This window comes from Klebsiella spallanzanii, from assembly GCF_902158555.1.
Taxonomy (GTDB): Bacteria; Pseudomonadota; Gammaproteobacteria; order Enterobacterales; family Enterobacteriaceae; genus Klebsiella; species Klebsiella spallanzanii.
In genome coordinates this window covers 54,270-77,058 of the sequence record NZ_CABGGS010000012.1, presented here as the reverse complement: position 1 = coordinate 77,058, position 22,789 = coordinate 54,270, and the positions used below count along the sequence as shown (strand labels likewise).

The 22,789-nt window shown below is 53.7% G+C and carries 19 protein-coding genes and 1 pseudogene; 12 read left to right on the top strand and 8 right to left on the bottom strand.

The window, feature by feature from the left end; translation table 11 throughout:
• Positions 1-56 precede the first annotated feature (56 nt).
• The 4 genes from FN082_RS11525 (at position 57) to rep (ending at position 4,385) form a co-directional block, all read left to right on the top strand.
• Positions 57-761 carry a Crp/Fnr family transcriptional regulator gene (locus FN082_RS11525; protein WP_139537343.1) on the top strand — a complete coding sequence of 235 codons (705 nt, stop codon included), beginning with the start codon at positions 57-59 and terminating at the stop codon, positions 759-761.
• A gap of 25 nt (positions 762-786) precedes the next feature.
• Positions 787-1,536, top strand: coding sequence for a nucleoside phosphorylase (locus tag FN082_RS11520; RefSeq protein WP_180349516.1), 750 nt, complete (start codon positions 787-789; stop codon positions 1,534-1,536).
• The gene (gene pnuC, locus FN082_RS11515) at positions 1,536-2,264 is read left to right on the top strand and encodes a nicotinamide riboside transporter PnuC (protein WP_142463003.1); all 729 of its coding nucleotides are present in this window, start codon (positions 1,536-1,538) and stop codon (positions 2,262-2,264) included. Before FN082_RS11520 ends, pnuC begins: the two co-directional genes overlap by 1 nt.
• Before the next feature lie 102 nt (positions 2,265-2,366).
• Positions 2,367-4,385 carry a DNA helicase Rep gene (gene rep, locus FN082_RS11510; RefSeq protein WP_139537345.1) on the top strand — a complete coding sequence of 673 codons (2,019 nt, stop codon included), beginning with the start codon at positions 2,367-2,369 and terminating at the stop codon, positions 4,383-4,385.
• Between the two features lie 2 nt (positions 4,386-4,387).
• On the opposite strand, the gene FN082_RS11505 is transcribed toward rep, so the two are convergent.
• Genes FN082_RS11505 through FN082_RS11495 form a run of 3 tightly spaced genes read right to left on the bottom strand, consistent with a single transcriptional unit; the run spans position 4,388 to position 7,784 of the window.
• Positions 4,388-5,350, bottom strand: a complete 963-nt coding sequence (locus tag FN082_RS11505) for a PfkB family carbohydrate kinase (RefSeq protein ID WP_139537346.1) — start codon at positions 5,348-5,350, stop codon at positions 4,388-4,390.
• Complete coding sequence (locus FN082_RS11500) at positions 5,334-6,749, bottom strand: purine-cytosine permease family protein (protein ID WP_139537347.1); 1,416 nt, start codon at positions 6,747-6,749, stop codon at positions 5,334-5,336. The genes FN082_RS11505 and FN082_RS11500 overlap by 17 nt, the downstream gene beginning before the upstream one ends.
• Positions 6,750-6,767: 18 nt before the next feature.
• Positions 6,768-7,784 (bottom strand): ADP-ribosylglycohydrolase family protein, encoded by a 1,017-nt coding sequence (locus FN082_RS11495; protein WP_139537348.1) that lies wholly within the window; start codon positions 7,782-7,784, stop codon positions 6,768-6,770.
• Between the two features lie 221 nt (positions 7,785-8,005).
• Here FN082_RS11495 and FN082_RS11490 point away from each other — a divergent pair, with 221 nt between their 5' ends.
• Complete coding sequence (locus FN082_RS11490; protein ID WP_139537349.1) at positions 8,006-8,758, top strand: GntR family transcriptional regulator; 753 nt, start codon at positions 8,006-8,008, stop codon at positions 8,756-8,758.
• A 64-nt stretch (positions 8,759-8,822) separates the two neighbouring features.
• Here FN082_RS11490 and FN082_RS11485 read toward each other — a convergent pair whose 3' ends face one another.
• The 5 genes and pseudogenes from FN082_RS11485 to rhlB form a co-directional block, all read right to left on the bottom strand.
• The gene (locus FN082_RS11485) at positions 8,823-9,545 is read right to left on the bottom strand and encodes a DUF554 domain-containing protein (RefSeq protein WP_142463007.1); all 723 of its coding nucleotides are present in this window, start codon (positions 9,543-9,545) and stop codon (positions 8,823-8,825) included.
• Between the two features lie 75 nt (positions 9,546-9,620).
• On the bottom strand, positions 9,621-10,619 hold the full coding sequence (locus FN082_RS11480) for an amidohydrolase family protein (RefSeq protein WP_139537351.1): 999 nt from the start codon (positions 10,617-10,619) through the stop codon (positions 9,621-9,623).
• A 129-nt stretch (positions 10,620-10,748) separates the two neighbouring features.
• A pseudogene (locus FN082_RS11475) lies at positions 10,749-11,676 on the bottom strand (LysR family transcriptional regulator).
• A gap of 18 nt (positions 11,677-11,694) precedes the next feature.
• A complete protein-coding gene (gene gppA / locus FN082_RS11470) occupies positions 11,695-13,203 on the bottom strand; it encodes a guanosine-5'-triphosphate,3'-diphosphate diphosphatase (RefSeq protein WP_185932115.1) in 1,509 nt (502 codons plus the stop codon).
• A 125-nt stretch (positions 13,204-13,328) separates the two neighbouring features.
• Positions 13,329-14,594 (bottom strand): ATP-dependent RNA helicase RhlB, encoded by a 1,266-nt coding sequence (gene rhlB / locus FN082_RS11465; RefSeq protein WP_139537354.1) that lies wholly within the window; start codon positions 14,592-14,594, stop codon positions 13,329-13,331.
• A 341-nt stretch (positions 14,595-14,935) separates the two neighbouring features.
• On the opposite strand from rhlB, the gene trxA reads away from it, so the two are divergent.
• The 7 genes from trxA (at position 14,936) to rffG (ending at position 22,772) form a co-directional block, all read left to right on the top strand.
• On the top strand, positions 14,936-15,265 hold the full coding sequence (gene trxA, locus FN082_RS11460; protein ID WP_004097507.1) for a thioredoxin TrxA: 330 nt from the start codon (positions 14,936-14,938) through the stop codon (positions 15,263-15,265).
• 331 nt (positions 15,266-15,596) lie between these two features.
• Entirely contained in the window at positions 15,597-16,856 is a 1,260-nt protein-coding gene (rho, locus tag FN082_RS11455; protein WP_002883293.1) for a transcription termination factor Rho, read from the top strand.
• 243 nt (positions 16,857-17,099) lie between these two features.
• Positions 17,100-18,194 (top strand): UDP-N-acetylglucosamine--undecaprenyl-phosphate N-acetylglucosaminephosphotransferase, encoded by a 1,095-nt coding sequence (gene wecA, locus FN082_RS11450; protein ID WP_139537355.1) that lies wholly within the window; start codon positions 17,100-17,102, stop codon positions 18,192-18,194.
• A gap of 21 nt (positions 18,195-18,215) precedes the next feature.
• Entirely contained in the window at positions 18,216-19,262 is a 1,047-nt protein-coding gene (wzzE, locus tag FN082_RS11445) for an ECA polysaccharide chain length modulation protein (RefSeq protein WP_139537356.1), read from the top strand.
• A gap of 56 nt (positions 19,263-19,318) precedes the next feature.
• A complete protein-coding gene (gene wecB, locus FN082_RS11440) occupies positions 19,319-20,449 on the top strand; it encodes a non-hydrolyzing UDP-N-acetylglucosamine 2-epimerase (RefSeq protein ID WP_139537357.1) in 1,131 nt (376 codons plus the stop codon).
• Complete coding sequence (gene wecC, locus FN082_RS11435; RefSeq protein WP_139537358.1) at positions 20,446-21,708, top strand: UDP-N-acetyl-D-mannosamine dehydrogenase; 1,263 nt, start codon at positions 20,446-20,448, stop codon at positions 21,706-21,708. The genes wecB and wecC overlap by 4 nt, the downstream gene beginning before the upstream one ends.
• Positions 21,705-22,772, top strand: a complete 1,068-nt coding sequence (rffG, locus tag FN082_RS11430; protein ID WP_142465195.1) for a dTDP-glucose 4,6-dehydratase — start codon at positions 21,705-21,707, stop codon at positions 22,770-22,772. The genes wecC and rffG overlap by 4 nt, the downstream gene beginning before the upstream one ends.
• Positions 22,773-22,789: the final 17 nt, after the last annotated feature.

Below are 22,789 nucleotides of genomic sequence, written 5' to 3'. Positions count from 1 at the left end.
TATTCCCTCTTGCCAGGGACAGCGGTCCTGTCCCTGAAGCCGTGGAGCGAGATAACATGGATACAATGAAAAAACCTGAATTTTCAGTCGGCTGGCTTACCGGGCTTGGAGAGATTGTTAGCGATCCGCAGCTCTATGAATTACTGAAATATTGCCCTCTGGAAATCATGCAGCGCTGGCGCTTTGAAGAGATCCCGCGCGGTGCTTTTATCTGCCGACAAGGGGAAGTGTGTCAGCGTTTTTCGCTGATTATTGCCGGTGAGGTGGATGTTTTCTATGAAGCCGAAGATGGGCGTCGTTACCGTCAGGCCCGCTACCGTAAGGGCGACATGCTGGGCGAGCTCGAGATCTTTGAGTCGCGTCATTACATCTGCTCGGTGGTAGCGGTAGGGCATGTGCAGCTTCTGAGTTTGTCACAGGAACATTTCTGCCGCTGGCTGGCATTAGATAACCATTTTAACCAGCGGATGCTGCGCTTCTTTAGTCAGCAATATTACCAGCTGTCGAAAAAGGCCAGCAGCGACAATCTTTACTCGCTGCATCAGCGAGTGTGCCAGGCATTATGGCTGCGCTATCAACAGGATGGCGCGAATGAAATCTTGCTGGATAAGCAGAACCTTAGCCAGGAGTTTGCGGCGACGACCCGCAGTATTAATCGTATTTTGCATGACCTGAAAGCGTTACAGATTATTGATACCGATGGTGAACGCATTGTGTTGTTAGCCCCTGAAAAAATAAAGCAGGAGGCTGATATCGGATAACCGTAAGAGTAAAGGAGGCGGGAGAATGTCGCTGCAACCCCATATCCAGTTAAGCCAGGAAATGACCAGCGCACGGTACGCGCTGCTACCGGGCGACCCGCAGCGGGTCGACCGCATCGTTAATTTTCTTGATAACCCAGAACCCCTTGGTCAGAACCGGGAGTTTCGCGCCGCGCGCGGCTGGTACCGGGGCGTCGAGATTTTAGTGCTCTCTACCGGAATCGGTGGACCGTCCACGGCGATTGCTATTGAAGAACTACGCCAGATCGGCGTAACGACCCTGATTCGCATCGGCAGCTGCGGGGCGTTGCAGGATAATCTTGCGCTCGGCGACGTGATTATCGCCCATGCCGCGGTCATGGATGACGGGACCAGCCGTACCTATGCGCCCGCTGGCTATCCGGCCTGCGCCGACCCGCAGTTAACCTGGGAACTGATGACGCAGGCGCGCCAGATGAATATCCCCGCCATCTGCGGACTGGTGCGCAGTCACGACAGTTTTTATACCGACCGGGAAGCGGAACTGGATGCGCAGTGGTCGGCGCTCGGCGTTCTGGGCGCGGATATGGAGAGTGCCGCCCTGATGACCATCGGCGCGCTGCGTGGGTTACGCACGGCGTCATTACTTAACGTGGTGGTTGCACACAACGGTTGTCTGGATAGCAGTATCAACGATTATGTTCAGCAGGAAGCGCTGTGTCAGCAGGGCGAAGAACGGCAAATTATCCTGGCGCTCCGCGCCATTTATTCCGCTAGCCAGCAAGGGGGTCAGTAATGGACTTTTTTAGCATTAACAATGTGATGGTCAATATTCCTCTTGGCGAAGGCGGCTACGCGCTATCGTGGATTGAAGCCATTGGTACCGTGTTTGGCTTGCTGTGCATCTGGTGCGCCAGCCGGGAAAAAATTATCAACTATCTGTTTGGCCTGATTAACGTCACGCTGTTTGCGGCGATTTTCTTTCAGATTCAGCTCTACGCCAGCCTGTTGCTGCAGGTATTTTTCTTCGCCGCCAACATTTACGGCTGGTATGCATGGAGCCGGCAAAACGAGGCGCAGGAAGCTGCGCTCAAGGTACGCTGGCTTTCCCGCCAGCAAACACTGGCATTAGCAGGCGTTTGCGCGGTAGCGATTGTTCTGATGACGCTGTTTATCGACCCCGTGTTTTCGGCGCTCACTCGCATCATGATTGCCTTGCTGCAAACATTTGGTATGCAGGTCGCTATGCCTGACCTCCAGCCCGATGCCTTCCCGTTCTGGGATTCCACCATGCTGGTATTGTCGATTGCGGCCATGGTACTGATGACGCGCAAGTTCGTCGAAAACTGGCTGCTGTGGGTACTTATCGACGTGATTAGCGTGGTTATTTACGCGGTGCAGGGCGTTTACGCCATGTCGCTCGAATATGTCCTGCTGACGGCAATCGCGGTGATGGGATCCTACAGCTGGATCAAGAGCGCGCAGCGCAACGGCTATACGCCACTAGCCGCGACGGCTTCCTGATAGACCGATTTTCAGGCTACCCGCAGGGGTAGCCTGTTACGCCTTCTCCCCCTCTTTCTGCTACAATCCCCACCCCGTTCGAAGATTGAGCAAAATACTCCCATGCGTTTAAACCCTGGCCAACAACAAGCCGTCGAATTCGTTACCGGACCGTGCCTGGTGCTGGCGGGTGCCGGTTCCGGTAAGACCCGCGTTATAACCAATAAAATCGCCCATTTGATCCGCGGCTGCGGCTATCAGGCGCGCCATATCGCGGCGGTGACTTTTACCAACAAGGCCGCGCGTGAGATGAAAGAGCGCGTCGGGCAAACGCTGGGACGCAAAGAAGCACGCGGTCTGATGATCTCCACTTTCCATACGCTGGGGCTGGATATCATCAAACGTGAGTACGCCGCGTTAGGCATGAAATCTAACTTCTCGCTGTTCGACGATACCGACCAGGTCGCGCTGTTAAAAGAGCTCACCGAAGGGCTTATTGAAGATGATAAAGTGGTGCTTCAGCAGCTGATCTCCACGATCTCGAACTGGAAAAACGATCTGCAAACGCCTTCACAGGCTGCCGCTGGCGCGAAAGGAGAGCGGGATCGGATCTTTGCGCACTGCTACGGGCTGTACGATGCGCATATGAAAGCCTGCAATGTACTCGACTTTGACGACCTTATCCTGCTGCCGACGCTGCTGCTGCAGCGCAACGAAGAGGTGCGGGAGCGCTGGCAGAACAGAATTCGCTATCTGCTGGTGGATGAATACCAGGATACCAACACCAGCCAGTATGAGCTGGTGAAACTGCTGGTGGGGCAGCGGGCGCGCTTTACCGTGGTGGGCGATGACGATCAGTCGATCTACTCCTGGCGCGGCGCGCGGCCACAGAACCTGGTGCTGCTTAGCCAGGATTTCCCGGCGCTGCAGGTGATCAAACTGGAGCAGAACTACCGTTCTTCCGGGCGTATCCTGAAGGCAGCCAACATCCTGATTGCCAATAACCCGCACGTCTTCGAGAAACGCCTGTTTTCCGAGCTGGGCTATGGCGTAGAGCTGAAGGTGCTCTCCGCCAACAATGAAGACCATGAAGCGGAACGCGTCGCCGGTGAACTGATCGCGCACCATTTTATTAATAAAACCGAATATAAGGATTATGCGATCCTTTATCGCGGCAACCACCAGTCGCGGGTTTTTGAAAAGATGCTGATGCAAAACCGCATTCCGTACAAAATTTCCGGCGGCACGTCGTTCTTTTCGCGCCCGGAAATTAAAGACCTGCTGGCCTACCTGCGCGTGCTGACCAATCCTGATGATGACAGTGCCTTTATGCGCATTGTGAATACCCCAAAGCGTGAAATCGGTTCGGCAACGCTGAAAAAGCTGGGCGAATGGGCAATGGGCCGTAACAAAAGTATGTTTACCGCCAGCTTTGATATGGGGTTGACCCAGACGCTGAATGGGCGCGGCTATGAGTCCCTGACCCGCTTCACCCACTGGCTGCGGGAGATTCAGCAGCTTTCCGAGCGTGAGCCAATTGCCGCCGTCCGTGACCTGATACGCGGTGTGGATTATGAATCCTGGCTCTATGAGACCTCGCCCAGCCCGAAAGCCGCGGAAATGCGGATGAAAAATGTCAACACGCTCTTCACGTGGATGACCGAAATGCTGGAAGGTAGCGATATTGATGAACCGATGACGCTTACCCAGGTCGTCACTCGCTTCACGCTGCGCGATATGATGGAGCGCGGCGAGTCGGATGAGGAGACAGACCAGGTACAGCTGATGACGCTTCATGCTTCGAAGGGGCTGGAATTTCCGTATGTCTATCTGGTGGGCATGGAAGAGGGCCTGCTGCCGCATCAAAGCAGCATTGATGAAGATAATGTCGATGAAGAACGCCGTCTTGCCTACGTAGGCATAACTCGCGCGCAGAAAGAACTGACTTTTACCTTGTGCAGAGAGCGCCGTCAGTACGGTGAGCTGGTGCGTCCGGAGCCGAGCCGCTTCCTGCTGGAACTGCCGCAGGACGACCTGATTTGGGAACAGGAGCGCAAAGTTATTTCAGCGGAAGAGCGTATGCATAAAGGCCAGGCGAACGTCGCCAACATCCGGGCGATGCTGGCGAAAGCACGTAAATAGCGTTAGCGGTTGTTTTCCTGCTGAAGCTGGAACTGGCGTAGCTCCTGGCGGGTTGGCGCACCGTCTGAGCCAGGCCTGCTGACGACGATAGCCGCCACCTCGTTGCCCAATTGCGTTGCCTGACGCAGACTCATCCCGCAGGCCAGCCCGGCAATTGTTCCTGCACAGTGGCTGTCTCCTGCGGCAATCGTATCGTGAACTTCCACCCGGCATGCCGGGATATGCTGCGGCTCCGCGTTGGGTTCAACCACCCACGCGCCATCCTTATCAAACCGACAAATTGCCCGTAGCTGCCAGTCTCTGGCGAGCCGCGAGGCTGACTCAAGCGTAGCATTTTCCTGGTGATATAAACGCGCGCTCAGCGTGCTGAGTTCGTTGCGGTTCAGAGTGAGCACGGGACGCTTATGCAACAGCGCCTTAATAAAACCAATATCCAGATCGCACAGGCGGGGTCCAAAATCGACAAACAGCGTTTTATCTTCAGCAAGTGTGAGGATCCACTGACGCAGCGCTTCGCTGGCCAGCTCGTAGCCTGAGACGTAAATAATCGCGTCCTTCGGTTGCGGAATTTGCGCCAGTAGCTCAGTGCTCCAGTGCTGCTCGCAGCCCTCAACGGTGACAAACGTCCGCTCTTTGTTGGCCTCAACGAGGGCCAGACACCAGCCGTTATCGTGGGTAGGGTGGCGCAAGAGAACGGGTAAACTTTCCTGTGCCATTTTTTGCGCAACGGCTTGCCCCCAGTCGCCATTGCCTACCGGTATGGCATTAACCGGGGCCAGGTCGAGGCGTGCGAGCGCACGGGCGACGTTAAACGCGCAGCCGCCAATTTGCCGCCCGCCATCGCGGGCGGAGACATCGCCACCGCTTTGCGGCAGCGTATCGAGATGGAGAATAATGTCGCCAAAAGCAGCGCCAATAACCACTATCGGGCGCTGTGGTGATAGCAGGTCAGCTGTTATTGTCATGGAAAGCCCCCTTCCTGGCTCCAAAAGCGAGATACAGCACCAGGCTCAGAACAAAAGAGACGAATAATCCCAGGCTGGAGTCCGCGAAAATCCCGACCGCGAAAGGCCCGTCGATAAACCCGGTTTTGGATACCATCAATCCAGCCAGCGCGCCGACAATCCAGCAGCCCAGCGCGGTTCGGTTCGCGCCGCTTTCCCTGAATAAGTCAGCTTCCGGGTATCCGACATGGCGGCGAATCCGGTAGAAGTCGACGATAAAAATGGCGGCCCAGGCGGCCAGAAATACGCCGCAGAAAATCAGAAACGCAATGAACGGTCCGAGAAAATCTTTCGACACAAACAGCACGTAGAGCGCGATCCCCAGCACCAGCACGGCGTCGATGGCCACGGCGGAACGCTGCTGTAGCTTAATGCCCATGCTTAATAGATTAAGGCTGGCGGAATAGAGGCTCAACACTGCGATGGTCACGACCCCGGCGGTAGCCGCAGCAAGATAGGGGATTGCCATCCACGAAGGCAGCAGTTTGCCGATCGCGGAAATCGGGTTTTCACTGGATGCCAGGTCAGGGATTTGGGCGGTAAGCAGTATCCCGGTGAGCATCAGCAGCAGTAAAGGAAGGGCAGCGCCGCTAACAACGGCGAGAAAAATGTTCTTTTCACCGGAATCAGGACGCTGATCCCGACTATAGTCGGCACCGGCGATAGCCCAACTGATGCCGGTGCCTGCGGCGATAATAGAGACTGCCGGGAGAAAACCGGTCAGCCAGCTACCTGAAGGCAGGGCGAGAATGGCCTGCCAGTCCGCGGTGAACAGCAAATAAATCACCACCAGTAGCGTCATGGCGCCAAAGATACGGGTGATCCATTTTTGCATCATCAGCACGGCATTTTGACCGAGTACGCTGACCAGCACGGTCAACCCGCCAAACAGGAAAAGCGACAACGCGGTAGTTGTCAGGCTCTCTTCAAAACCCATGGCGGCAAACAGCGCGACGAGCGTGAGCGTGCCGGTAATGATATTGACCGATTCCCAGCCCATCAGGTTCACCCAGCAAAAGCTGGTGGGCGCGATATTACCGCGTTTGCCAAATATCACGCGGGAGAGCGTCAACGTTGTCGTTCGCCCGATTTTTCCGGCGATGCTGGTCACTCCGACCAGCGCAAAGGAGGCGACTCCTGCAACGGCGGCAAGAATCGACTGCCAGAATGAGAGGCCGAACGACACAATCACTGCGCCATAAACGACCCCAAGAATGCCGATATTCGCGGCGCACCAGACAAAAAATAACTGTACCGGCTGTTGGGTTTGGTGGACCGGGGGAACCAGACCGATCCCTAACTCCGCCATTCCGGGATCGGCCGTTTGGATATTGCCATCGTATGAAGCTTTGCTGTCCATATTGATGCCCTCTGTGAATTATGCGAAGCGGTAGCCTGCAAGCCGCTGTGCGTAAGGTGCGAAGTCTATGCTGTTGGCCTGATTAATTTGTCGTATGTGTTCTTCAGGGAAAGCTTCTATGCCGTGAAGGGCGCCGCAGATGGCGGTTGCCATCGCGCCAATGGTATCCGTGTCGCCGCCTAAATTTGCCGCCAGCATGGCGCATTTCATAGGCTGTGTTCCTGCCAGCTCAACCAGCGCAATTGCTGCCGGGACGGATTCAATGATATCCATGCCGGCACCGATATCTTCGTAAATACGTTCGATACCTGTCAGGTGGTCAGTCTCTCTGCTCATCATCTCTAACGCTAAATGGAGACGATTTCCGAGGAGTGGACTAAAAGTGGACTCATACTGGCGCTGGGTTTCATTGGCGAGCGATGCCAGCTCCGTTTTGATTAATGGCCATCCGGCACCTTCAATGGCGCGGCTGATGGCCCAGGCAATCACCACCGCGCCGGCAATCGCGATATCTGATTTGTGCGTCGGTAGGCAGGATTGCCGTACCTGCGCAATGAAAAATTCCCTGTCTCGGGTTGGCAATAGGCAGCCCATCGGTGCTACACGCATCGCCGCGCCGTTGGTCACGCCGTTAGCCGCGATCTCATCAAGCGCTTGCCCTTGCTCGAGCGCGAGCAGAGAGGCCTTCGAGGTCGGGCCGAGAATATTTTTCTCAAACGCCTGGCAGCGTCTGGCCCACAGCAGAATATGTTTGGCGATGACCAGTGGATCGGTTACACCGTTGGTTTCATTCAGTGCATCCATTAAAGCGATACACTGGTGCGTATCATCGGTGAACTCCGCAGCGCTAAATTCGCAGGCCGCGATATTCTCTTTCGGGCCGGGAAGAAAGCGTTCAATCCAGCCAAAATGGTTGATGACTCGACGTTTAGGCCATAGCTCGGAAGGCATTCCCATTGCATCACCAATGGCTTGCCCATAAAGACAGCCAAGGATACGGCGTTCGGCGGTATAGGTAGGGCGAATATCAGACATCGACGACTCCCGGTAAGAGATGAATAAAAGTTGTACTAAAAATAGATCCAGATTAAGTCCAGTTAAAGTCCTTTATAATCACTCTGTGATCGACGGCGCATTCTGATAGCAAATTGGGATTCGGGAGAGTGCGGGGAGGGGTTATGATGAGGGTATAGATTCCAGTATGGATCCACTATGATAAATCCACTGGTGATTAATCCTTTAAGGCCACATGAATTATGTCGCAACCGCTGCTTGAGTATATAAAAGGTCGTCTGAATCCCGAGGCGCCTGCGCCGCTTTATATTCAATTAAAACAGGCTATTGAAGCTGCAATAGCGGATCGGTTACTGACTCATGGCAGTATTTTGCCTTCCGAACGCAAAATGTCCCAGGCTCTCGAGCTATCGCGCGTGACGGTGGTCAAGGCGCTGGAGGCGCTGCTGGAAGCCGGACTGGTGATCAAGCGTCACGGGAAAGGTACTGAGGTGAATCTGCCGGTAAGCTATAACCTTGCCAGCGGCGGATTTTCTGCCCAGCTACAAAATTCAGGGACGGTGTCTAATCGGTGGCTGGTGAGGGAAAAGCTGGCGGCGGATGATATTCTGGCTCGTGAGCTGGAGATCGCGGTCGGAGATCGGGTGGCAAAAATAAAACGTGTACGTTTAGTTGATGCCCTTCCTGTTTCCATCGAAACCATGTTTATCCCTGAACGTTTCTTGCCTCGCCCGGATTTGCTCGAAGGCTCGCTGTATGCCCACTGGGCTGAAAACAATATTTTTCCCGATCTTCAGGATTACTCCCTGACGGTACATATCCCTTCGGGTGAGGAACTGAATTTGCTCGACTTACCGCATGGGGTGCCGTTGATGAAAATTACGCTGAAAAGCCGTAACGCTCATGGTGACGTGCTTGAGTATGGAACCGCGTTTTGCCTGAGTAATTACTTTAATTTTGATTTCAGAGTAAAGCTTCAGGCGTTGCGGGCATAGGGCACTCAGGCACAGCCTGGAAAGATGATGCCAGTATCCAGGCGATGCTGGGTGTTATTCGCGTTCAGGCGATGAATTGCTGCCATGCGGCGGAGAAAGGCATTACCAGGATCAGCGATGGCAGCATATTCGCCGTTGGAAAAGCGCGAATTCCGCAGAGTCGAAAACCCGTCGCCAGCATGACGATGCCGCCGCAGGCCGTAAAATCCGCGATCATTGACGGGGTAATTAACGCCATAAGAAAGCTCGCGGCGAAAAAGAGGATCACGAACACGATCAGCTGAGGCACAAAAATAACGGCAATGATGTAGCCGAGCGCGGAGGCAAAAATAGCGGCGGTAAAGAAGTCGAGAATGGATTTGGTGATCAATATCGTCGCATCTCCTGTCATTCCTTCGGTTAATGCGCCAAAAATACCGGTTCCGCTGGCGCAAAACAGGATCAGTACGGCGATAAACTGATTGGTAAAATCTTCTGGATCAATGCCGGAATCGCCCTTGGTGGGAAATATCTTTTCAATAGGGCCTCGAAGCTTCATTCCGGCATTTTCGATAAGCTTTTCGATATGCAGCAGGCTACCGATAATGGTACCTACGATTACAGCCAGAGCTATCGGCGGTAGGTGCATCAGTTTATTAAGAAAAAATACCCCCATACTGATAGAAATTAATCCGGCAATTAAAGGTAAGGTCTTTTTTAAATGCTCAGGAATAAATCGGTTGAGAGAAGCGCCAAAAATAGCACCGATAAGCAGTGAGCCACTGCAAACAAAGATTCCCACTGGCATGGTATATTCTCCTTTGGTATTGCAGATAAATGAAAAGGGCCTGTTGTCAGGCCCTTTCGTTACAACAGGAGGAAATTATTTGATATTGAATACGCGGCTGGCGTTGCCCCAGGCGATTTTGTTTTTCAATTCAGCATCCATTTCCAGCGGATCGAACCAATCACAAGCCTGATGAATATCCTCATACGGATAATCGACGGAGAACATCACACGGTCCGGGCCCATAATATCAATCGCATTTTGCAGCGAATAGGTATTAAAGTGACCGCTGGTGGTGACGATAAAGTTATTCTGCAAATAGTGCATTAACGGTTTTTCCGCTTTGCCCAGGCCACAGCCGAAGCGCTGACGGTAGAGACGATGCTGAGTACGCGGCAGCATGTGTACCAGGCCTTCGCCTAAGTGACCCAGAACCAGGTTCAGGTCAGGGTAACGGTCAAACAGGCCACTCATCATCAGGCGAATCGCATGGACCGCCGTTTCCTGAGCAAAGCCCCAGGCGGAACCGATCAGGCTTTCATAGCCGGTGTAGATACCGCGCGCCGGGCCTTCTAATGGTTCACGCGGGTGCAAATATACGGGGACGTTCAGCTCATTGACTTTATCCCAGAATACCAGCATGGATTCATCATCCAGGTACAGGCCATGTTCGCTATCCTGGACGTTGGTATAACCGTTAATCAGCGCGCCTTTCATGCCTAGTTTTTTGACTGCGCGATCCAGTTCTTCGGCTGCAGCCTCTGGGTTTTGTAATGCCAGAGTCGCGAATGCGCTGAATTTATCCGGGTTTGGCTTAACATAATTTTCAACGATATAGTCGTTGGTTTCACGAGCGAAAGATACCGCAGCTGATTTATCTAAAATAGATTGTGCGCCAGGTGAAGTCAGAGAAAGAATCACGTGGTCGATATTACGTTGCGCCATTTCATCCAGCTGATAGCTGCGATCTAATAAACGGCGTTCAACGTCTTTCATATATTCTGAGCCATTTCTTGCCGCTTCGCCAGTTGAGTCCCAGAGGCTGTTATTTTTCGGTGTTGAAACGTGCTCTTCTAAAGCGATTTTTCCACGCATAATATATTCCTCGAATTAGTTTTTGTATGACCTGATGCGAGGAGAATAGAATTTTTTACGTACTGACGGCAATAAACAGAATCCAATACGGGTTATCAGGAAAACTAATACAGCATTATTTTTGAATGCTTAAAAGTTAATAGAGGTTTTTGTTGTTGCTGGCTGTAGCAAAGTTGGCGATCAGCGTACGCAGCCAGATGTGCCCGGGATCGCGGTGCAGGCGCTGATGCCAGACCTGACGAATCGCGATTTCCGGCAGCGAAAAGGGTAACGGCCAGCTGCAGCAGGGATAACGATGGGTAATATGGCGTGCCAATTGCTCGGGAACGACGGCGATCAGTTCACTGTCCGCAACCAGCTCACCTGCACCTAAAAAGCTGGGGAGGGTGAGGGAAATACGGCGCGGCATGCCGTACTCGTTGAGCAGTCGATCGATATCGCCATGCCCGGTGCCGTTGACGTGAACGGCCAGATGCTTTTCCAGCCGCCAGTTTTCGGCGGTAAATGAGGAACGGATCCGCGGATGATTTTTTGCCGCCAGGCAAACATAGGATTGATTAAACAGGCGCTGCTGGTAAACGCTATCCGGTAGCTGCATCAGATAACCGATGGCTAAATCACACTTGCCTGATTCAAGCGCACCCAGCGTTTGATCGTCGATATTCAGCACTGAAAAAGTAATACCTTCAGCGTTCTGTTGCTGTAACCGTACCTGCAAGGGCGGTAACAATGTCATCTGGCTGATATCGGTCATGCCAATAGTGAAATTACGCGTACTGGTTTGGGGGATAAATTCAGGGTTGCCAGGAAGTTGGTTATCGACCAATTGAAGAATGGTAAAAATGGTCTGGGCGATATCATCAGCGCGCGGCGTGGGCACCATGCGCTGCCCTATGCGCACAAACAGAGGATCGTCAAAATGCTCGCGCAGCTTTTTCAACAGCAGGCTGCCGGTCGGCTGGCTGATATTGAGCGCTTCGGCGGCGGGAGAGACGTTCCCCAGGCGGAAGAGGGCGGAAAAAAAACGCAGCGATTTGAAATCCAGTTCTTCTCGCATGATATTCCCCTGGTTGAGCTATTTTGCTGCGCGCTCCTCGTTGAGCTGCAGCGGCCAGTGAACGTAGCTTTGCCACTGGCACTCTTGTTCTACCATCTCCCGGCCCAGCGGATGATTCTCCAGCCAGCCCTGCGGTAGCGTCAGCGTCAAACTTTCATCTTTGGCAGCCAGCGTAATCATCGGTAGCAGATCGTCGCGTCGGCGGCTGGCAAACAGAATAGCCAGACGCAGCAGGCGGCACATATGTTCCGCGACTCTCGGCGGTACCGCGTTTTGCTGATGAATCGAAGAGAGGTCGACGGCGTTGGTCTGGTTTAGCAACAGCGTCGCCAGCAGTTTTTTTTGCGCAGGCGTGAAGCCTGGCAGGTCGAGATTACGCACCAGCCAGGCTGCGTGCAGAGGGGCCTGCTTATACTCCACGCTCAGGCCGATTTCATGCAGCTGGCAGGCGCTTTGCAGCAGATCGAAGCATAGTGGCTCAATCTCCCAGCTATTTTCGACCTGATGAACGAAATGGGCAGCCAATTGAGCAACGCGCTGTGCCTGCTCGGTATCAACCAGAAACCGGCGTTGGATATTGCGCAATGTACGGCTGCGAATATCCTGATCAACCGACAGATGCAGCATGCCGTAGACGAGGCCTTCGCGCAGCGCCCCACCCGCGAGGGTCATGCACTGAATGTTCAGCTCGCTGAAGATGGCCATCAGAATCGCCAGACCGCTAGGAAAGACCAGCGCGCGTTCGAGCGTCAGACCTTCAATCTCCAGCTCTTCCAGACGACCGCACTGAATTGCGCGCTGTTTGAGCTGCTGCAGTTTGGCCAGGGTGATGCGTTCATCCATCCCCTGTGCCATCATGATTTCCTGTAGCGCCTGGACCGTACCGGATGCGCCGACACAGACCTTCCAGCCGTGATAGCGCAGAACATCGGCGATGGGACGCAAAACTTCGCGCGCGGCGGTTTCGGCAAGATCAAAGTTTTCTTTGGTCAGGCTGCGGTCAGCAAAGTAGCGTTCCAGCCAGGTGACGCAGCCCATCGACAGGCTGAAAAGCGAGGTCGTTTGTGCGCCAGTACCGGTAACCAGTTCGGTACTGGCACCGCCGATATCCACGACCAGACGCTGATCTGCGCCGCCGGTAGTGTGCGCGACGCCCTGATAAATCAGTCGCGCTTCCTCTTCACCGCTGATGACCTGCACCGGGCAGCCAAGGATTTCCCGCGCTTTATCCAGAAACTCTCCGGCGTTAACCGCCAGACGCAGTGTCGCGGTGGCGACTACGCGGATTTGTGCCGGGGGGATATCCTGCAAACGTTCGGCAAACAGGCGTAAACATTGCCAGCCACGCTCCATGGCTTCCGCAGAGAGCGTGTTGTCGCTACTCAGACCTGCGGCCAGACGTACTTTGCGTTTAATGCGACTGAGGGTCTGGATGCTCCCGGCTACCTCGCGTACAACCAACATATGAAAGCTATTGGAACCGAGATCGATAGCTGCATAGAGCGAGGTGGAACTCATACACTTCATCCTTCAAGTTGCCTCTGTGTTGGCTGCGTTCTCTTACCCGAATCACTTACCAGAGTAAGCTCATCGGGATTCGTTCTCTTGCCGCCTTGATGCAACTTGAATGATTTTGCGTATGGCATATTGCTTTAACCTGAACGACGACGATTACGTGGCGGGCCGTTACGACGCGGGCCGTTGCCTGGGCGCGCACGCGTGAGGCGTAGCGGTCTTGGCAGTTCAGTCATCAGTGCGTCTGCATTGTATTTGCTGACCGGAATCGAATGACCAATATAGGTTTCGATAGCGGGCAGGTTCAGCGCGTACTCTTCACAGGCCAGGCTGATAGAGTGACCGCTGGCGCCAGCGCGACCGGTACGGCCAATACGATGAACGTAATCTTCACAATCGTCCGGCAGGTCGTAGTTAAAGACGTGAGTCACGGCCGGAATATGCAGGCCGCGGGCGGCAACGTCGGTGGCGACCAGAATATCGATATCGCCGCGAGTGAATTCGTCGAGAATGCGCAGGCGTTTTTTCTGTGCGACATCGCCGGTCAACAGACCAACGCGATGGCCGTCCGCCGCCAGGTGACCCCAGATATCTTCACAACGATGTTTGGTGTTGGCGAAGATAATGGCGCGATCCGGCCACTCTTCTTCCAGCAGCGTCTGCAGCAGGCGCATTTTTTCTTCGTTGGAAGGGTAGAACAGCTCTTCTTTAATACGGTGGCCCGTTTTCTGCTCTGGCTCGACTTCGACATACTCGGCGTTGTTCATTTGTTCGAACGCCAGTTCACGTACGCGGTAAGAAAGTGTGGCGGAGAACAGCATGTTCAGGCGCTGATTCGCTGGAGGCATACGACGGAACAGCCAACGAATATCTTTAATAAAGCCGAGATCGTACATCCGATCGGCTTCATCCAGTACCACCACCTGAATCGCGCCCAGGTTGATATGGTTCTGTTTGGCGTAGTCGATCAGGCGACCGGTGGTGCCGATCAGAATGTCGACGCCGCTTTCCAGCACTTTCAGCTGTTTATCGTAGCCGTCGCCGCCGTAAGCCAGGCCCAGCTTCAGACCGGTAGCCTGCGCCAGCGGTTCAGCGTCAGCATGAATCTGTACCGCCAGTTCACGCGTAGGAGCCATGATCAGCGCACGCGGCTGATTGACCTGGCGGTCAGCGACGGCCGGGTGTGTGAGAAGATAATGAAACGTTGACGTCAGAAACGCCATCGTTTTACCGGTACCGGTTTGCGCCTGCCCGGCGACATCACGACCTTCCAGCGTCAGCGGGAGGGCGAGTGCCTGAATGGGTGTGCAATTGTGAAACCCTTTCTTTTCAAGGGCTTCGATAACTGCCGGGTGCAGGGCGAAGTCGGAAAACTTCTGTTCTGTTAAATGTGTTTTGCTCATAGTGTGGTAGAATATCAGCTAACTATTGCATTAAGAAAGCGTATCCGGTGAAATAACGTCAACCTTTCGTTGGCTATGCATGAAATTATTCAAGGTGCGTCTGCGGCAACTGAACGAATCCTCGAAAGCTTAGACTACTAAGCGAGGCGAGGGTGACAAATCTGCGATAAGCCGATTTGAACGCTGGCTGCTTTAACTTTTGTGGGGCGAAGTCCATGATGGACATTGTGACGCAGGTAGTTAAAAGAGGTATTCTGAAGAACAGCGTGCATAACGTAGCATCAACACGTCGTTGATGACTGCGACACCAACACACCAGGCTTATTCCTGTGGAGTTAAATATGAGCGATAAAATTATTCACCTGACTGACGACAGTTTTGACACGGACGTACTCAAGGCTGACGGGCTAACCCTCGTCGATTTCTGGGCAGAGTGGTGTGGTCCGTGCAAAATGATCGCCCCGATTCTGGATGAGATCGCTGAAGAGTATCAGGGCAAACTGACCATTGCGAAACTGAACATCGATCAGAACCCAGGTACTGCGCCTAAATATGGCATTCGCGGCATCCCGACTCTGCTGCTGTTCAAAAACGGCGAAGTTGCAGCGACCAAAGTCGGCGCGCTGTCCAAAGGCCAGCTGAAAGAGTTCCTCGACGCCAACCTGGCGTAAGCGGCTTGTTACCCCGGCGTCCGGACTCCTATTTTTTGTGGATCTCTGGACGCCCGGCTAGAGTCGTGCTAAGTTAATTCCAGACTTCGTTTTAAACATACCTTTTTGTTTGAATCTTGTTTTACCCAAAGCGTCCCGCAAAAATGCGCGTGAGGCTTATAATCCGGGCTTATCACTCATTCCGTTTAGTCGTTTCAGTTCTGCGTTCTTTCCTGTGACCAGGCAACGTACAGACACGAGATGAAGGCCGTTAACAGGCATGGATGTTCCTGCCATACCATTCACAACATTAAGTTCGAGAATTACCCCGAGTTTAAGAACCCACACCATTATGAATCTTACCGAATTAAAGAATACGCCGGTTTCTGAGCTGATTACTCTCGGCGAAAATATGGGGCTAGAAAACCTGGCCCGTATGCGTAAGCAGGATATTATTTTTGCCATCCTCAAGCAGCATTCGAAGAGTGGCGAGGATATCTTTGGCGATGGCGTACTGGAGATACTGCAGGATGGATTTGGTTTCCTCCGTTCAGCAGACAGCTCCTACCTCGCCGGTCCCGACGACATCTACGTATCCCCCAGCCAAATCCGCCGTTTCAACCTCCGCACTGGTGACACCATTTCCGGTAAGATTCGTCCTCCTAAAGAGGGTGAGCGTTACTTTGCGTTGTTGAAAGTTAACGAAGTTAACTACGACAAACCGGAAAATGCGCGTAACAAGATTCTGTTTGAGAACTTAACCCCTCTGCACGCAAACTCACGTCTGCGTATGGAACGTGGTAACGGCTCAACGGAAGACTTAACCGCCCGCGTCCTGGATCTGGCATCGCCGATTGGTCGCGGCCAGCGTGGTCTGATAGTTGCACCGCCGAAAGCGGGTAAAACCATGCTGCTGCAGAACATCGCGCAGAGCATTGCGTACAACCACCCTGATTGCGTACTGATGGTACTGCTGATTGACGAACGTCCGGAAGAAGTGACCGAGATGCAGCGTCTGGTGAAAGGCGAAGTGGTTGCTTCGACCTTTGACGAACCGGCATCCCGCCACGTTCAGGTCGCTGAGATGGTTATCGAGAAGGCGAAACGTCTGGTTGAACATAAGAAAGACGTTATCATCCTGCTCGACTCCATTACCCGTCTGGCGCGTGCTTATAACACCGTGGTACCGGCTTCCGGTAAAGTTCTGACCGGTGGTGTGGACGCCAACGCCCTGCATCGTCCGAAGCGTTTCTTTGGTGCCGCACGTAACGTTGAAGAGGGCGGTAGCCTGACCATCATCGCAACGGCGCTGATCGATACCGGTTCTAAAATGGACGAAGTTATCTACGAAGAGTTTAAAGGCACCGGTAACATGGAGCTGCACCTCTCCCGTAAGATTGCAGAAAAACGCGTCTTCCCGGCTATCGACTACAACCGTTCTGGTACCCGTAAAGAAGAGCTGCTCACTACTCAGGAAGAGCTGCAGAAGATGTGGATCCTGCGTAAAATCATCCATCCGATGGGTGAAATCGATGCGATGGAATTCCTCATCAATAAACTGGCGATGACTAAAACTAACGATGACTTCTTCGACATGATGAAGCGCTCGTAATTTAAAAAAAGCCAGAGAACGCCACGCTATTGCGTGGCGTTTTGTTTTCCGGGTTTGTATGATCCAGGGAGGGAAAACAATGCGGGTATTAACGTATGATGTGCGCAGCACGGTGCCAGGCAGAGAGTGCTTTAACAGTCTAAAATTTCTACAATAAATTTGTAATGTTCTGCTTTACCCCTTCAGGAGTTGAGACATCGTCGTTATACTTCCCGGATTAACTATGCTGAGAGCACATGCGTTGTGAATTTACTCACTGCTATTACTGAATTAATCAGTATTTTCTTATTCACTACCCTTTTTATATTTGTTGCTCGTAAGGCAGCACAAAAAGTTGGGCTGGTGGATAAACCAAACTATCGCAAACGGCATCAGGGTTTGATTCCGTTAGTCGGTGGTATCTCAGTGTATGCAGGGATATGTTTTACGTTTGCTATCGCAGATTATTATATCCCCCATGCGAAGCTATACCTCGCGTGTGCCGGGGTGCTTGTGCTGGTCGGCGCGCTCGACGACCGCTTTGATATCAGCGTAAAAATTCGCGCGGTGATTCAGGCCGCCATTGCCGTCATCATGATGACGGTTGGCCATCTCCACCTGAGTAGCCTGGGCTATATTTTTGGCTCTTGGGAGCTGGTGCTTGGCCCCTTTGGCTTCTTCCTCACGCTTTTTGCCGTTTGGGCAGCGATTAACGCCTTCAACATGGTTGATGGTATTGATGGGCTGCTTGGCGGTCTCTCCTCGGTTTCTTTCGCGGCGACGGGCATCATCCTGTGGTTTGATGGTCAGTACAGCCTGGCGATGTGGTGTTTCGCCATGATCGCCGCTATTTTGCCCTATATTTTACTTAACCTCGGTGCGCTTGGTCGTCGCTATAAAGTCTTTATGGGTGATGCGGGCAGCACCATGATTGGCTTCACTATCATCTGGGTCCTGCTGGAGACTACGCAGGGTAAAACGCATCCCATTAGCCCAGTGACCGCGCTGTGGATTATTGCGATCCCATTGATGGATATGGTGGCGATTATGTACCGTCGCCTGCGTAAAGGGATGAGTCCGTTCTCCCCGGACCGTCAGCATATTCATCATCTGATCATGCGTGCCGGGTTTACTTCCCGCCAGGCGTTCGTTCTGATCACCCTGGCCGCCGCGCTGCTGGCGCTGGTGGGCGTGGTGGCGGAATACACCCGTATTGTTCCTGAATGGGTGATGTTAATACTCTTTTTGTTAGCCTTCTTTCTTTATGGCTACTGCATTAAACGCGCCTGGAAAGTGGCGCGCCTGGTTAAGCGCATTAGACGCAGAATACGGCGACACGGCGGCAATAATCCAAATTAACCAAGTAAATCTGGGGACGTGATGACTCAACCATTACCGGGAGCACGAGCAGTGAACGTTGAGAATGAACTGGATATTCGCGGGCTGTTTCGCGCCTTATGGGCAGGAAAAAGCTGGATAGTGGGTATCGCGGTGCTCTTTGCGCTAATTGTTCTGGTTTATACCTTTTTTGCGCGCCAGGAGTGGAGCGCGACGGCGATTACCGACCGGCCAACGGTGAACATGCTGGGGGGCTACTATTCGCAGCAGCAGTTCTTACGCAATCTCGATATCAAGGCCAATCTCGCTTCGGTCGATCAACCTTCAGTAATGGATGAGGCGTATAAAGAGTTCATCATGCAGCAGGCGTCATGGGATACCCGCCGCGACTTCTGGCTGCAAACGGACTACTACAAACAGCGTCAGTCGGGTAACGCTCGCGCCGACGCGGCCCTGCTGGATGACCTGATTAACGATATCCAGTTTATGCCGGGCGATGCGCTAAAAAGCGTGAACGATAGCGTGAAGCTGACGGCTGAAACCGCCCAGGATGCGAATAATCTGCTGCGCCAGTATGTCGCTTTCGCCAGCCAGCGTGCGGCGGGACATTTGAACGATGAACTAAAGGGTGCCTGGGCCGCGCGTACCGTGCAGATGAAAGCGCAGGTGAAGCGTCAGGAAGAGGTGGCGCGCGAGATTTTTAATCGCCGCACCCATAGCGTGGAGCAGGCGCTGAAGGTCGCGCAGCAGCACAACATCTCCCGCAGCGAAACTGATGTGCCACCTGAGCAGTTACCTGATTCTGAACTGTTTTTGCTGGGTCGGCCGATGCTGCAGGCTCGACTGGAAAATCTACAGGCTGTAGGGCCGGAATACGACCTGGATTATGATCAGAGCCGCGCCATGCTAACGACGTTGAACGTTGGGCCGACCCTCGACCCGCGTTTTCAGACTTACAGGTATTTGCGAACGCCTGAGGAACCGGTAAAACGCGATAGCCCGCGCCGCGCGTTTCTGATGGTGATGTGGGGGATTGTGGGCGCGCTCATCGGCGCAGGCGTTGCGTTATCGCGTCGCCGTGTCCAGTGAATGCGGCCTGTGGTGAAGGACATTTAGCCTTCATCACCTAATCGAAGAGAATCGATGTGAAAGTACTAACGGTATTTGGCACGAGACCAGAAGCCATCAAAATGGCGCCTTTGGTTCATGCGCTGGCAAAGGATCCTCATTTTGAGGCAAAAGTTTGCGTGACCGCGCAGCATCGGGAGATGCTCGATCAGGTGTTGAAACTTTTTTCTATTGTTCCGGACTACGACCTTAACATTATGCAGCCGGGCCAGGGGTTAACGGAGATTACCTGTCGCATTCTGGAGGGCTTAAAGCCGGTGCTGGAGTCGTTTAAGCCAGACGTGGTTTTGGTGCATGGCGATACCACGACGACGATGGCGGCGAGTCTGGCTGCTTTCTACCAGCGCATTCCGGTAGGCCACGTGGAAGCCGGGCTGCGCACTGGCGATCTGAGTTCGCCGTGGCCAGAAGAGGGCAACCGGACGTTGACCGGGCATCTGGCGACGTACCATTTTGCGCCGACGGAAACTTCGCGGCAAAACCTGCTGCGGGAAAACATTGCTGACGGTCGAATTACGATAACCGGCAACACGGTGATTGATGCGCTGTTCTGGGTGCGCGATCGGGCGTTGAGTGATGAATCCTTACGCAACGAACTTACCCAGCGTTATCCGTTCCTTGCCAACGGCAAGAAGATGATTCTGGTCACCGGGCATCGTCGGGAGAGCTTTGGTCGTGGCTTTGAGCAAATCTGCCAGGCGCTGGCGGAAATCGCTGCCAACAATCCCGATGTGCAGATTGTCTATCCGGTGCATCTGAACCCGAACGTCAGCGAGCCGGTTAACCGTATTCTTGGCCATGTTGATAACGTCATACTGATTGAGCCGCAGGATTATCTGCCGTTCGTCTGGCTGATGAATCGCGCGTGGCTGATTCTGACTGACTCCGGCGGCATCCAGGAAGAAGCGCCTTCGCTCGGGAAGCCGGTGCTGGTGATGCGCGAAATGACCGAGCGTCCGGAAGCGGTTAGCGCTGGCACCGTATGCCTGGTAGGTACCGACAGCCAGCGTATCGTTAATGAAGTCACGCGCCTGCTGCAAGATGAGTCCGCGTATCAGGCCATGAGTCGGGCGCATAACCCGTATGGCGATGGACAAGCGTGTCATCGTATTTTGTCTGCCCTTAAAAATAATCAGGTAACGCTATGAGCTTTTCTACCATTTCAGTGATTGGCCTTGGATATATTGGCCTGCCAACCGCTGCCGCGTTCGCCTCCCGGCAAAAGCGGGTGGTCGGCGTTGATATTAATCAACACGCCGTGGAGACCATTAACCGTGGTGAAATTCATATCGTGGAGCCGGATCTGGCGAGCGTCGTCAAAACGGCGGTCGAGCAGGGCTATCTGAGCGCCACCACCGCGCCGGTGGAAGCTGATGCTTACCTGATTGCGGTGCCGACGCCGTTTAAAGACCTGCATGAGCCGGATATGGTTTTTGTCGAGTCAGCGGCGAAATCTATTGCGCCGACGTTGAAGAAAGGCTCGCTGGTTATCCTCGAGTCCACTTCGCCTGTCGGTTCAACCGAGCAGATGGCGGGCTGGCTGGCGGAAATGCGCCCTGATCTGAGCTTCCCGCAGCAGGTCGGCGAAGCGGCAGACGTCAATATCGCCTACTGTCCTGAACGTGTTTTACCGGGACAGGTCATGGTTGAGCTGATTAAAAACGACCGCGTGATCGGTGGAATGTCCCCGGTTTGCTCCGCCCGCGCCAGCGAGCTGTATAAAATTTTCCTTGAAGGCGAATGCGTGGTGACCAACTCGCGCACCGCCGAGATGTGCAAGTTGACGGAAAACAGTTTCCGCGACGTTAATATCGCTTTTGCTAACGAACTTTCGCTAATTTGCGCCGATCAGGGGATCAACGTCTGGGAACTGATTCGCCTGGCAAACCGCCACCCGCGCGTCAATATCCTGCAGCCTGGTCCGGGTGTGGGCGGCCACTGTATCGCGGTCGACCCGTGGTTTATCGTCGCACAAAACCCGCAGCAGGCGCGTCTTATCCGCACCGCGCGTGAAGTTAACGACCATAAGCCGGAATGGGTTATCGATCAGGTCAAAACGCGGGTCGCCGACTGCCTCGCGGTCAGCAACAAACGTGCCAGCGAGCTGAAAATTGCCTGCTTTGGCCTCGCGTTTAAGCCCAATATTGATGACCTGCGCGAAAGTCCGGCGATGGCCATTGCTGCGCAAATCGCCCGCTGGCACGGCGGCGAAACTCTGGTTGTTGAGCCGAATATTCATCAGTTGCCGAAAAAGCTCGACGGCTTGTGCGCTCTGGCGTCGCTGGACGAGGCGCTGGCAAACGCCGATGTGCTGGTGATGTTGGTCGATCATAATGAATTTAAAGCCATTAGCGGCGATAGCGTTAGCCAGCAGTTTATCGTTGATACCAAAGGGGTCTGGCGGTGAGAACGATTCTGGTCACCGGCGGAGCCGGGTTTATCGGTTCGGCGGTGGTACGTGAAATTATCACTGAGACCGCCGATAATGTGGTCGTGGTTGATAAACTAACCTACGCCGGGAATCTGATGTCGCTGGCTCCTGTTGCTCAGGATGCTCGCTTTGCCTTTGAGCAGGTGGATATCTGCGATCGCGCGGAGCTGGATCGCGTATTTAGCCATCATCAGCCGGATATCGTGATGCACCTGGCTGCCGAAAGCCACGTTGACCGCTCAATCGATGGTCCAGCGGCGTTTATTGAAACCAATATTGTCGGCACTTATACGCTGCTGGAAGCGACGCGGGCTTACTGGAATGGGCTCAAGGATGATCCAAAATCGGCCTTTCGCTTTCATCACATTTCAACGGATGAGGTCTACGGCGACTTGCATGATAGCGGCGATTTTTTTACCGAAACTACGCCTTATGCGCCAAGCAGCCCTTATTCCGCCTCTAAAGCCAGTAGCGATCATCTGGTACGCGCCTGGCAGCGTACCTACGGCCTGCCGACGCTGGTCACCAACTGCTCGAATAACTACGGACCGTATCATTTCCCGGAAAAACTCATTCCGCTGACCATCCTCAACGCGCTGGCGGGCAAACCTCTGCCGGTTTACGGCAATGGTCAACAGATCCGTGACTGGCTGTACGTTGAAGATCACGCCAGGGCGCTCTATCGGGTGGCAACGAGCGGGGAGCCGGGCGAAACTTACAATATCGGCGGCCATAACGAGCGTAAGAATATTGAGGTCGTGGAAACGATTTGCGATCTGCTGGAAGAGCTGGCGCCGTGCAAACCGGACGGTCTGGCGCATTATCGCGATCTTATTACTTTTGTTACCGACCGTCCCGGACACGACCTGCGCTACGCCATTGACGCGGCGAAAATTGAACGTGAGCTGGGCTGGACGCCGGACGAAACGTTTACCAGCGGGATGCGCAAAACCGTTCAGTGGTACCTGGCCAATGAATCCTGGTGGCAGCAGGTGCTGGACGGCAGTTATCAAGGTGAACGCCTGGGGCTGCAAGCCTGAGCGCTTGAGGGGGTAAA